General features: G+C 59.3%; 9 protein-coding genes. 5 read left to right on the forward strand and 4 right to left on the reverse strand.

Annotation, left to right across the window (positions count from 1 at the left end; translation table 11 throughout):
• Positions 1-47: 47 nt before the first annotated feature.
• Both BT204_RS09570 and BT204_RS09575 read right to left on the reverse strand, forming a co-directional pair.
• Entirely contained in the window at positions 48-1,448 is a 1,401-nt protein-coding gene (locus tag BT204_RS09570) for a DUF1254 domain-containing protein (RefSeq protein WP_054896521.1), read from the reverse strand.
• Positions 1,449-1,562: 114 nt separating this feature from the next.
• Positions 1,563-1,916, reverse strand: coding sequence for a response regulator (locus BT204_RS09575; RefSeq protein WP_072446616.1), 354 nt, complete (start codon positions 1,914-1,916; stop codon positions 1,563-1,565).
• Between the two features lie 262 nt (positions 1,917-2,178).
• Between BT204_RS09575 and BT204_RS09580 the strand changes: the two genes are divergently transcribed.
• The 5 genes from BT204_RS09580 to BT204_RS09600 all read left to right on the forward strand — a co-directional run bounded on the left by BT204_RS09580 (position 2,179) and on the right by BT204_RS09600 (position 8,746).
• Positions 2,179-5,676, forward strand: a complete 3,498-nt coding sequence (locus BT204_RS09580) for a response regulator (RefSeq protein ID WP_060773085.1) — start codon at positions 2,179-2,181, stop codon at positions 5,674-5,676.
• A gap of 15 nt (positions 5,677-5,691) precedes the next feature.
• On the forward strand, positions 5,692-6,507 hold the full coding sequence (locus tag BT204_RS09585; protein WP_014718485.1) for a CheR family methyltransferase: 816 nt from the start codon (positions 5,692-5,694) through the stop codon (positions 6,505-6,507).
• Positions 6,504-7,103 (forward strand): chemotaxis protein CheB, encoded by a 600-nt coding sequence (locus BT204_RS09590; protein WP_054896518.1) that lies wholly within the window; start codon positions 6,504-6,506, stop codon positions 7,101-7,103. Before BT204_RS09585 ends, BT204_RS09590 begins: the two co-directional genes overlap by 4 nt.
• Positions 7,097-8,290, forward strand: coding sequence for a hybrid sensor histidine kinase/response regulator (locus BT204_RS09595; RefSeq protein ID WP_034127459.1), 1,194 nt, complete (start codon positions 7,097-7,099; stop codon positions 8,288-8,290). Before BT204_RS09590 ends, BT204_RS09595 begins: the two co-directional genes overlap by 7 nt.
• Positions 8,291-8,368: 78 nt before the next feature.
• On the forward strand, positions 8,369-8,746 hold the full coding sequence (locus BT204_RS09600; protein ID WP_032897270.1) for a response regulator: 378 nt from the start codon (positions 8,369-8,371) through the stop codon (positions 8,744-8,746).
• A gap of 61 nt (positions 8,747-8,807) precedes the next feature.
• Here the strand turns inward: BT204_RS09600 and BT204_RS09605 are convergent, their stop codons facing one another.
• Together BT204_RS09605 and BT204_RS09610 are read right to left on the reverse strand one after the other, a co-directional pair.
• Positions 8,808-10,478, reverse strand: coding sequence for an ATP-binding protein (locus tag BT204_RS09605; RefSeq protein ID WP_034127458.1), 1,671 nt, complete (start codon positions 10,476-10,478; stop codon positions 8,808-8,810).
• Positions 10,478-11,977: an ATPase domain-containing protein gene (locus BT204_RS09610; protein WP_034127457.1), complete on the reverse strand. Its 1,500-nt coding sequence runs from the start codon at positions 11,975-11,977 to the stop codon at positions 10,478-10,480. Before BT204_RS09610 ends, BT204_RS09605 begins: the two co-directional genes overlap by 1 nt.
• Positions 11,978-11,999 lie beyond the last annotated feature (22 nt).

Below are 11,999 nucleotides of genomic sequence, written 5' to 3' on the forward strand. Positions count from 1 at the left end.
AAAGCGCGGCGGGTCATCGCCCGTCGCGCTTTTTTTATTCGCCGAGCTTATTTAAGCGGCGTCAACGCTGGTAGCTTCCACTGGCCGCTGCCAACTTCAGGCTTGGGCAGGTAAATGCGCAAGACCGCGTAAAACGGGCCGGGTGGGGCCGGCAACCAGTTGCTCTGCTCAGCCTTGGGAGGTTCGTGGTGCTGCAGCGCCAGGGTCAAGCCACCATCGGCATCGAGCTTGAGGGTGGGCAGCATCTGCGAGTTGATCAGGTAGCGCTTCTTGTGATTCGGCACCAGCAATTTGGTCTTTGCGTCATACATCGTCAGCGACCAGAACGCATCAGCCGGCGGCAACTGATCCTTGGCAAAATGCACGGTGTAGCTGTGGCGTGCACCATTGGCCGGCTTGCCCTCGCTGTCAATGACGTAGCTCAAGTGCGCGGCTTCATCACTGGAGTTGCCGAACATCCCCAGCTCGGCACCGGCGTAGCGGTACAGGTAGTTGTTTTGCAGGTGATCGCGGCTGCCGTACAGGTCTGCGCCGGTTACTTGGTGGGTGTCGACCTTGGCCTTCTTGAACGCGGCGAATTCTGCGCGGCCATCGGCGATGCCGTCTTCCAGAGCCTTGCGCTGCTCGGCGGTCAACTGGTTGACTTTGAACGGCGCGCCCGGCGCAATACCGATCCTGGCAAAGCGCGCCAGCAGGTCTTTTTCATTGTCCTGGGGCGCGGCGAAGGCCAGCATGAAGTTCAGGTAGCGAAACAGCTGCGGGCCTTCGGTCATCGTCGCCATCGGCTTGGGCCATTGGATCTTCGGCACGTTGGCGGGGGCGGGTTGCTTCACATAACTGCTCAGCGCCTGCACCTTGTAGCCGCTCTGGATCTGCTTGACCTTGCTCAGGTCTTTGTCGTCAAACAGTTGAGTGCGGTAAAGGGCGTAGGCGATGTTGCTTTCGCTGTAGACCACACGGTCGATGTCCACCGGCTGCTGACCTTTCCAGTCTGGCCCGGCGATCATGTAGTGGCCGCCGTTATTGCCGGTACTGCGGGTGCCCAGGTAGGCGAAATTTTGCGTATAGAGGTCGATCAACTGCACCGAGTAATAGCGGTTGTCTTCAATCTTGGGCAGGGTCAGCACCAGCGGCTCTTTGCGCAAGTCCATCCACACGAACGAGTAGGGCGTGTCGACGTTCGGGGTGGTAACTGCGTTGTCCTTGGGGGTGAGCACCTGGGCGCTGTTTTCGATACGGTTGAACGGCGCCTTGAAGTGGGCACCGCCTTTATCAACGGCCTGGGTGTAGAGCGTCTTGTACATCTGCACCACCGGGAAGCCGTACAAGTAGGCTTCCTTGGCAATGGCCCTGGCTTCGCTGGGGCTTGCGGTGAAGTCAGCCCAGGCGCCGGAGCTCATGAGTATCGAGAGGCTCGCCAACAGCAGGCGCGTCGGTTTTCCAATCATGTTGTTGCGTCCTTCCTGAGTGCTATCTGAGAGCGTGGCGTGAAGGCGCTGAGTTTCCTGTTTTATTGGCCGGTCGTCACGTTAATCTCTGCAAAGGACCATGGGGAAGGGGCGTTAGAGCATGGATTTGACTTTGTCACGCAACTGATCGATCGAAAACGGCTTGCCAATCACCTGCATGCCGTCGGGCACATCAATGTTTTCGGCATAGCCGCTGGCAAACAGGATAGGCAGGGTAGCGCGCAGTTCGCGGACCTTGGTTGCCAGTTGTTTGCCGTCCATGTCGGGCAGGCCAACGTCGGTCATCATCAGGTCGATGATCTGGTCGGTATTTTGCACCTGCGCCAGTGCTTCCCCAGCATCCGCGGCTTCGAGCACCGTGAACTCCAACTCTTCGAGGACATCGACGATCAGCATGCGCACGATGGCGTCGTCTTCGACTACAAGGATGGTGGAGGTGTGAGACATAGTGGACTTTCCTGAACAGTGAGAGCGCTGGGCTTAAAGGCAACTAGATTGTGAGTAATAACAATGCCAGCAAGTTCCGAAGCAATTGCTGGCATTGTGACCTTAGCGGCGCAAAAAGTCCCGTCCGCTTGCGTGCTGACTCACCAAGGTGCAGGCGCCATGAGCTAGACCGCATCCGCTGCCAATCAACGCACAAACATAGCGTTGAGCGACGTTATTCGGGCAAACTTGCGGTTTTCCCGCATTTGGCCAAGGCATGCCCATGACACCCGCGTCGTCCGTCGATGAAAAAAGCTTTCGTACCTTGCTGAGCCGTAACGTGGCCCTGCCCTTGGGCGTGGGCGTGCTCAGCGCGGTGTTTTTCGTCTGCCTGATTACCTATTTGCTCTCGGTGATCCAGTGGGTGGAGCACACCGACCGCGTCATTAACAACCTCAATGAGACGTCCAAACTGACGGTTGACCTGGAAACGGGTATGCGCGGGTTCCTGATCACCGGTGACGAGCACTTCCTTGATCCGTACGAAGTGGCCAAGCCGCGGATCATTGCCGACCTGCGCAATTTGCAGGATCTTGTGGCCGACAACCCGCAGCAGGTCGACCGACTCAAGCGCTTGGAAACCTTGCAAACCGAATGGAACAACTACGCACAGTCGATGATTGAGCTGCAGCGCAACAGCGGTGATTACCGGGGCGCGGTCAAGGCGGGCCGGGGCAAGCGGCTCACCGATGAAATTCGCAAGGAATATGAGGACGCGGTGGCGATGGAACAACAGTTCCGTATCACCCGTAACGCAGAGGTTACCCGCACGACGGTGATCAGTGTCACGTTGTACCTGGCGTTTGTACTGGGGCTGAGTGGTTTTCTGGCCTACATCGGCAGGAAGAATTTAATTTCACTTTCAAAGAGTTACAGCGCAAACCTCGCGTCACAACAGAAGATTGCACGGCGCCTGGAGCAAACCGCCTGGCTGCGCAATGGCCAGACCGAGCTGGCCGAGCAAGTGCTGGGCCAGCTGACCCTGAACATGCTGGGACGCAATATCCTGCAGTTCTTCGCCCAGTACATGGGCTCGGCCGTCGCGGCGCTGTACGTGCGCGAAGAACACGGCGGCCTCAAGCGTGTGGCCACGTATGGCTTCTCCCGCGAGCAGGAACAACAGGAACAGTCGATCTACAACGACGAAGGCATCGTCGGGCAGGCCGCCCAGCGCGATCGCCTGATTCGCCTTGACGATGTGCCGGTGGATTACTTCAAGGTCAGCTCGGGACTGGGCGAGGGCGCGACCCGTAGTGTGTTGGTGGTGCCCACCAGCGATGACGACCGCGTCAACGGTGTGGTCGAGCTGGGTTTCCTGCGCCCGCTGGATGAGCGTGATATCGAGCTGCTGGAGCTGATTGCCGGCAATATCGGCACCTCCATCGAAGCCGCGCGCTATCGCCAGCGCTTGCAGGAAGTGCTGGCCGAGACCCAGCAGCTCAACGAAGAACTGCAAGTGCAACAGGAAGAGCTCAAGACCGCCAACGAAGAGCTGGAAGAACAGTCGCGCATCCTCAAGGAATCCCAGGCCCACCTGGAAACCCAGCAGGCTGAGCTGGAGCAGACCAACGAGCAACTCGCCGAACAGACCCAGACCCTGGCCGAACAGCGCGACGCCATGGACCGCAAGAACATCGAGCTGAACCAGGCCCAACTGGAGCTGGAAGACCGCGCCGATGAGCTGCAGCGTTCCAGCAAGTACAAGTCCGAATTCCTGGCCAACATGTCTCACGAGCTGCGCACACCGCTGAACAGCTCGCTGATCCTGGCCAAACTGCTGGCAGATAACCCCCAGGAAAACCTCAGCGCCGAGCAGGTCAAGTTTGCCGAATCGATCTATTCAGCCGGCAATGACTTGCTCAACCTGATCAACGACATCCTGGATATTTCCAAGGTCGAAGCCGGCAAGCTGGAAGTGCGCCCGGAAAACGCTAGCGTCGAACGCCTGGTGGATGGCCTGCGCGGCATGTTCGAGCCGCTGGCAATGGACCGCAAACTGGGCTTCCAGGTGGACGTGCAGCAAGGCTCGCCAACCCTGCTGTTTACTGATCGCCAACGCCTGGAGCAGATCCTCAAGAACCTGTTGTCCAACGCCATCAAGTTCACCGAACAGGGCGAGGTCAGCCTGTCGGTGTCACGCGCGCCGGGGGAGGGCATTGCCTTTACCGTGCGCGATTCCGGCATAGGTATCGCCCCGGATCAGCAGGAAAGCATCTTCGAAGCCTTCCGCCAGGCCGACGGAACCACCAATCGCCGTTACGGCGGTACTGGCCTGGGCTTGTCGATTTCCCGTGACCTGGCCACCTTGCTGGGCGGCTATATCAGTGTGACCAGCGAACCGGGCAAAGGCAGTATTTTCACGCTTGTACTGCCTGAACAGTATGTCGAACGCGACGAGGACGCAGCGCCGATCGAGCCACCGCGTCAAGTGGTGGTCGCGCCGGCACCGGCGCCCGTCAAGGTGTCGCCATTGCCGGTGGCCGACGCCAAGCTGATCCCACGCTTTGCCGACGACCGAGAAAAAGCACCGTTCAGCACCCGCTGCATCCTGGTGGTGGAAGACGAGCCGAATTTTGCGCGAATCCTGTTCGACCTCGCTCACGAACTGGGTTACCACTGCCTGGTCGCCCACGGTGCCGACGAGGGCTATAGCCTTGCCGAGCAGTACATCCCCGACGCGATCCTGCTGGACATGCGCCTGCCAGACCATTCCGGGCTGACCGTGCTGCAACGCCTCAAGGAACACGCCAACACGCGCCATATCCCCGTGCATGTGATTTCCGTGGAAGATCGCGTCGAAGCCGCCATGCACATGGGCGCCATCGGTTATGCCGTCAAGCCCACTACCCGCGAAGAGCTCAAGGACGTGTTTGCGCGCCTGGAAGCCAAATTGACCCAGAAGGTCAAACGCATCCTGCTGGTCGAAGACGATGACCTGCAGCGCGACAGCATTGCCCGCCTGATCGGTGACGATGACATCGAGATCACCGCCGTAGGCTTTGCCCAGGAAGCCCTCGACCTGCTGCGCACCACCATCTACGACTGCATGATCATCGACCTCAAGCTGCCGGACATGCTCGGCAACGAGCTGCTCAAGCGCATGGCCACCGAGGACATCTGCTCGTTCCCGCCAGTAATCGTCTACACCGGGCGTAACCTGACCCGGGATGAAGAGGCCGAACTGCGCAAGTATTCACGCTCGATCATCATCAAGGGGGCGCGCTCGCCCGAGCGTCTGCTGGATGAAGTCACGCTGTTTCTGCACAAAGTCGAATCCCAGTTGTCCCATGACCGCCAGAAGATGCTCAAGACTGCCCGCAGCCGCGATAAGGTCTTCGAGGGGCGCAAGATCCTGCTGGTGGACGACGACGTACGCAATATCTTCGCCCTGACCAGCGCCCTGGAGCACAAAGGCGCTGTGGTGGTGATCGGGCGTAACGGCCAGGAAGCCATCGACAAGCTCAATGAAGTGGACGATATCGACCTGGTGCTGATGGATGTGATGATGCCGGAGATGGACGGTTACGAGGCCACTGCCTTGATCCGCCAGGACCCACGCTGGAAAAAACTGCCAATCATTGCCGTGACGGCCAAGGCCATGAAGGACGATCAGGAACGTTGCCTGGCAGCAGGCTCAAACGATTACCTGGCCAAGCCGATTGACCTGGACCGCCTGTTCTCACTGATTCGCGTATGGCTACCGAAGATGGAACGCATTTAAGTGGAGCAGTGTTTCTTGGATAAGAGCAGCGATATTGAGCTGCGCCTGTTGATCGAGGCGATTTACCTCAAGTACAGCTATGACTTTCGCGACTACTCGGGCGCGTCGGTCAAACGCCGTGTGGCCCATGCCTTGCGTCAGTTCGACTGCGCGACCATTTCCGCACTGCAAGAGCGCGTGTTGCACGACCCGGCCGCGTTCATGCAGTTGCTGCAGTTCTTGACCATTCCGGTGAGCGAGATGTTTCGCGACCCGTCGCACTTCCTCGCGATTCGCCAGGAAGTCGTGCCGCTGCTCAAGACCTACCCGTCGATCAAGATCTGGATTGCCGGCTGCAGCACGGGCGAGGAGGTGTACTCCATGGCCATCCTGCTGCGTGAAGAAGGCTTGCTGGAACGCACCATCATCTACGCCACGGACATCAACCCCGCGTCGCTGGATAAAGCCAAGCAGGGCATCTTTTCCCTGGAGAACGTGCGCGCCTACACCGCCAATTATCAGCAGGCCGGCGGGCAACGTTCATTTGCTGACTACTACACAGCGGCTTACGATTACGCGATCTTCGACAAGACATTGCGCGAGAACGTGACCTTTGCCGACCACAGCCTTGCGACCGACAGCGTATTCTCAGAAACTCAATTAATTTCATGTCGTAACGTATTGATTTATTTCAATAAAAAATTGCAAGATCGAGCGTTTGGCTTGTTTCATGAGTCGCTGTGTCATCGCGGCTTTTTGGTGCTGGGCAGCAAGGAAACCCTGGATTTTTCCGCCTACAGCAAGCAATTCGAGCCCTTGGTCAAGCAGGAACGGATTTACCGAAAATCATGAGCGACGCGCCAGACACCCCGATTTCGGGGATCGAAGCCATCGTCGTCGGCGCTTCCGCCGGCGGCGTTGAGGCGTTGCTGAGTATTTTCGGCCAGTTGCCGAGCACCTTCGCGCTGCCGATCATTGCCGTGCTGCACCTGCCGGACGAGCGCCGCAGCCAACTGGCAGAAGTCTTTGCCCGGCGCCTGAACATCCCGGTCAAGGAGGCCAGGGACAAAGAAGCGCTGGAGGCGGGCACCTTGTACTTTGCCGGGCCCGGTTATCACCTCTCGGTAGAGCAGGACCGCAGCCTGTCCCTGAGCCAGGAAGACCGGGTGCACCATTCCAGACCCGCCATCGACTACCTGTTTTCCTCGGCGGCCGATGTGTATGGGCCTCGCCTGCTCGCCATTTTGTTGACTGGCGCCAACCAGGACGGCGCAAGCGGGCTGGCCCACGTCAAGCAATCGGGTGGCATTACCATCGTGCAGGACCCACAAGAGGCACGCATTGCCGTCATGCCCCTGGCGGCCCTGGCCTTGCACACACCTGACCATATTCTTTCCTTGAGCCGAATCGGCTCATTGCTGGCTTCCCTGGAACCCTTCCCATGTTAAGTACTGTCCAGGCCAAACTGCTGATCGTCGACGATCTGCCGGAAAACCTGCTGGCCCTCGAGGCGCTGATCAAGCGTGAGGATCGCCAGGTCTTCAAGGCATTGAGTGCCGACGAGGCGTTGTCCCTGTTGCTGGAACATGAATTCGCCATGGCGATCCTCGACGTGCAGATGCCTGGCATGAACGGTTTCGAACTGGCCGAACTGATGCGCGGCACCGAAAAGACCAAGAACATCCCCATCGTGTTCGTCAGCGCCGCTGGCCGCGAACTCAACTACGCCTTCAAGGGATATGAAAGCGGCGCGGTGGACTTCCTGCACAAGCCGCTGGATATCCATGCGGTCAAGAGCAAGGTCAATGTGTTCGTCGACCTGTATCGGCAGAGCAAGGCGATGAAGCTGCAAGTTGAAGAACTGGAGCGCAGCCGCCGTGAGCAGGAGCTGTTGCTCACGCGCCTGCAGGCCACCCAGGCCGAGCTGGAACAGGCGGTGCGCATGCGTGACGACTTCATGTCGATTGTCGCCCACGAAGTGCGTACGCCCCTCAACGGGCTGATTCTGGAGACCCAACTGCGCAAGATGCACCTGGCCCGGGACAACGCCGCGGCGTTTACCCTGGACAAGATGCGCGCCATGGTTGACCGCGATGAGCGCCAGATCCAGAGCTTGATCCGCCTGATCGAGGACATGCTCGACGTGTCGCGTATCCGTACCGGCAAGCTGTCGATTCGCCCGGCACGCATCGACCTGGCGCAACTGGTACGCAACCTGGTGGATAACTTCGCGCCGCAAGTGGCAGCCGCCGAGTCGTCCATGCAATTGCAGGCCGAAAGCCCGGTGCAAGGCTGCTGGGATGAGTTCCGTATCGAGCAGGTGATCACCAACCTGCTGACCAACGCCCTGCGCTACGGAGCCAAGAGCCCGGTGCAGGTGCGGGTGTATACCGAGCATGGCGAAGCGCGGGTAGAGGTACGCGACCATGGCATTGGTATCAGCGAGGAGAACCAGAAGCGTATTTTCCAACAGTTCGAACGGGTTTCGGCCAACCATTCCGCAGCCGGCCTGGGCCTGGGCCTGTTTATTTCCGAGCAGATCGTGGCGGCCCATGGCGGCACGATTGAGGTCGAGAGTCAGATAGGTGAGGGCGCCCTGTTCCGGGTATGCCTGCCTTTGGAAGTGGCCGAGTGAAATCAATCGTCACCCCGACGCAACCTCTGCGTGACCCCATGGTCGTAACTGCAGCAATTGACCGGACAAAGGCTTCCCATGAGTGAAGATGCACAAGATGTCGTACTGATCGTCGAGGACGACGAATCCATTATGTTTGTGCTGGGCGAGTACCTGGCAGGCTTGGGCTACCGGGTCTTGAAGGCGATCGACGGGGAGCAGGCCTTCGAAATCCTTGCGACCAAACCGCACCTGGACTTGATGGTGACCGATTACCGCCTGCCGGGTGGGATCTCGGGCGTGCAAATTGCCGAGCCGGCAATCAAATTGCGTCCGGAGCTGAAGGTGATCTTTATCAGCGGGTACCCGCAGGAAATTCTGGACTGCCACAGCCCCATCACGCGCAATGCGCCGATCCTGGCAAAGCCGTTCGATCTGGATACGCTGCAGGAGCATATCCAGCGGTTATTGGCGTAATACCGCACAACTTGAGACTCTGCGCATCTCGACGCTCTTCTTTTTAGGTGGCGTGACCGCCTCAGGCCCTGATCATTTCTCGGACCTTGGCGGTCAATAAATCGAAGGTAAACGGCTTGGTGATCAACTGCATGCCCGGATCCAGGAATCCCCCTCGCACGGCGGCATGCTCGGCATAGCCGGTGATGAACAATACCTTGAGTTGAGGACGAATCTGCCGGCCGATTTCCGCCAGTTGCCGGCCGTTCATACCGGGTAGGCCGACATCGCTGATCATCAGGTCAATGCGCTGTTCGGATTCAATAATCGGCACCGCCGTATTCGCATCCCCAGCCTCGATAAACCCATACCCCAGTTCTTTGAGCACAGCGCTGACCAGCACCCGAACCGCGGGGTCATCCTCGACAATCAACACCGTTTCCCCAGCATTGGCAAACGGCAGCAGTGTCGGGTTGAGCGGCGCCTGTGCCTGGGGCTCACCGATGAAGCGCGGCAGAAACAGGCTGACCGTCGTGCCTTGGTTGACTTCGCTGTGGATGGTCACATGCCCACGAGACTGACGAGCGAAGCCGTAGATCATCGACAACCCAAGACCGGTGCCTTGGCCGATGGGTTTGGTGGTAAAAAACGGATCGAACACGCGGCCCATCAGATGTTGCGGTATGCCGCAACCGTTGTCGCTGACACTCAGCTCTACGTAGTCGCCCGGGGTCAAGGTGCCGTAGGCGGCGGTAAAGACACTGTCGAGGTGGCGATTGGTGGTCTCCACGGTCAGCGTGCCACCCGTGGGCATGGCGTCGCGCGCGTTGATCACCAGGTTGAGCAAGGCGCTTTCGAGCTGGTTCGGGTCGGCTTCGGCGGTCCACAGGGCATCGCTCAGACGCATGTCCAGGCTGATGCTTTCGTTGATGCTGCGTTGCAGCAACTCGCCCATGGCTGCCACCAGTTGATTGATCTGCACGGGCTTGGAGTCAAGCGATTGTCGGCGCGAAAACGCCAGCAACCGGTGTGTGAGGCTGGCCGCGCGATTGGCGGAGGTCACACCCAGGTCGATCAGGCTGTCCAGGTCATCCAGCTTGCCTCGGGATACCCGCCTGCGCAGCAGTTCCAGGCTGCCGATAATGCCCGTGAGCATATTGTTGAAGTCATGGGCGATACCGCCGGTCAACTGGCCGACGGCTTCCATTTTCTGCGACTGGCGCAAAGCCTCTTCGTTATGGCGCAGTTGAGCCGTGCGTTCTTCCACTTGCTGTTCAAGCGTTTCCAGGGTGCGCTGCAGCCGCAGTTCACTCTCGCTCAAGTCAATCAACCGGTCCCGTGCTTCGTATTGGCGACGCCGACCGCGCAGCGCGGCGCTCACCAGGCTGATCAGGGTAATGGGGTGGAAAGGCCGCTCCAGAAACGTCACGTTGCCCAGCAAGCCACTGAGCCGGGTGGAGCCGTTCTGCTCTTTGCCGCCATGATGGGTCATCAGCACGATCGGCAGGTCGGACCACGCCGGCTGCTGGTGCAATTGCTCGAGCAGTGGTTCAAGGTCTACGCCACGCAGCGCCTCGGCGGCAATGATGAGCAGGCCGGCGCCTTGCGCCAGTTCTTCGCACACTTGCCCCAGGTTGCTGGCGACGATCCCGCTGTAGCCGGCTTCGTTAAGCATCATCAGCGCCAATGAACCATCGCGGCCCATGGGCGCCAGCACGATGGCGCGCTCGGAGATGGGGGAGAGGGCCGGCACTAGCCCTCATCCTTGAGCAGAGGGGAGCCGGCGCCCATATAGGTTGGAATGCCGCGCAGCACACCCTGGAAGTTATCCAGGGGAACACCCACGGTCATGCCACGGCTGCCGATGCGATATTCGCGGATAGTCGACTCATGGGAGCCAGTCCTTTTCTTGATGATCGAAATGGCCCGGCGAACTTTGCCCAGAGCCTCGAAGTAACGCAGCAGGATCACGGTGTCAGCCAGGTAGGTGATGTCGACCGGGGTCTGCATATCGCCCACCAGGCCGTGCTGGGCCACCGTCATGAAGGTCGCGGCACCGCGGCGGTTGAGGTACAGCAACAGCTCATGCATATGGAGGATCAACGCGTTTTCTTCAGGCATTGCGGCCTGGTAGCCGTTGATACTGTCGATGACCACCGTCTTGATGCCGCGCTCATCCACGCAGCGACGAACCCGGTGCGAAAATTCGCCGGGGGAGAGTTCAGCGGCGTCTACCTGTTCGATCAGCAGGTTGCCGGTGTCCCGTAGCGCGGCGAGATCAATGCCCATGTTTTTCATGCGCTCGAACAGCAGGCCCAGTTCTTCATCGAAGATAAACAGCGCAGCCTTTTCGCCTCGCGCCACGGCGGCGGCGGCGAAGATCATCGAGATCAGCGACTTGCCGGTGCCCGCCGGGCCGAGAATCAGGCTGCTGGAGCCGGTCTCGATACCACCGCCGAGCAAAGAGTCCAACTCCTCGATGCCACTGCTCAACGTTTGACGGTTATAACCACCGCGATGCTCGGCCGCTACGAGGCGCGGGAACACGTGAATGCCGTCGCCCATGATGGTGAAATCATGAAAGCCGCCACGGTATTTCTGGCCACGGTATTTCACTACGCGGATACGCCGACGCTCGGCACCGTAGGTGGGGGTCAGTTCTTCCAGGCGAATCACGCCGTGGGCCACGCTGTGCACGGTTTTATCCAGGGACTCGGTGGTCAGGTCGTCCAGCAGCAGTACGGTGGCGTCATAGCGTACGAAGTAGTGCTTGATCGCCAGGATCTGCCGGCGATAGCGCAAGGAGCTTTGCGCCAAAAGGCGGATCTCAGACAGGCTGTCGACCACCACGCGGGTCGGCTTGACCCGTTCTACCACTTCAAAGATCTGGCGGGTGGCTTCACCCAGTTCCAGGTCGGAGGAATACAGCAGACTTTGCTGGTGATCGGCGTTGAGCAGGCTTTCCGGTGGGGTCAGCTCGAAGATATGAATATGCTCATCCAAGTCCCAGCCGTGGGATTTGGCACCCTGGCGCAGTTCGTGCTCGGTTTCGGACAGGGTGATATATAAGCAACGTTCGCCGTTCTGCGCACCGGCCCGCAGAAAATGCAGGGCCACGGTGGTTTTACCGGTGCCGGGTTCGCCTTCGAGCAAAAACACGTGGCTTCGCGATAGCCCCCCGGCAAGAATGTCATCAAGACCTTCGACGCCGGTGGCCGCCTTTTCACTCAACAGCTGTTTGGATGTACTCAAGAAGTGCCCTCAGGTCACGTAC

The organism is Pseudomonas sp. NFPP02 (genome assembly GCF_900119355.1).
GTDB classification, from domain to species: domain Bacteria; phylum Pseudomonadota; class Gammaproteobacteria; order Pseudomonadales; family Pseudomonadaceae; genus Aquipseudomonas; species Aquipseudomonas paracarnis.